The following is a 597-nucleotide window of genomic DNA, read 5'->3' on the forward strand; positions in this document are numbered from 1 at the left end:
AACGAAGCATATGGAAAAAATTATATTTGGGTCTGGAAGTCAGCATAATGCAGTAGAGAAACAATTTCGCTCCCCAGTAGAATATGGAGCTCAAAAGCCTCCTACCGGACAATGGACTGTGACTGGAGCAGGTTATGGCATCCTTACTCCGCATCAAAGTGATAAACCTTTTGTTCACTCTGCAACGATTGGACAAGTAATCGATTGTGAATGTAAAGATCCTTTAGATATGGGGAGTGCGATGGCTCCAGCTGCGTTTGATACAATTCAACGACATTTAGCTGAAAATAAAGACACTCCTTATGATTTTGTTATGACCGGTGATCTAGGGAAAAATGGTCTAGCTATTTTGCAGGACTTGATTAAAACTAGTGGTGTTTCCTCATATAATGTTAAGACTTACCGAGATGCAGGAGCTGAGATTTATGGTAACAATGAGAAGTTTTTATCAGGAGGAAGTGGAGCGGGTTGTTCAGCTACCATTTTTTTCGGTCCAATTTATGCTGATTTATTAAAGAAAAAATGGAAGAAAGTTTTACTTGTAGCAACAGGTGCATTACTATCCCCACTAACATTTCAACAGGGTGAAACCATTCC

Annotated in this window: 1 pseudogene; it reads left to right on the forward strand. The window is 39.5% G+C overall.

What is annotated here, in order from left to right:
* A pseudogene (locus tag B371_RS0100065) lies at positions 1-597 on the forward strand (stage V sporulation protein AD); the annotation flags it as partial.

The sequence above is a fragment of the Paenisporosarcina sp. TG20 genome, from assembly GCF_000286315.1.
In the GTDB taxonomy this organism is placed as follows: Bacteria; Bacillota; Bacilli; order Bacillales_A; family Planococcaceae; genus Paenisporosarcina.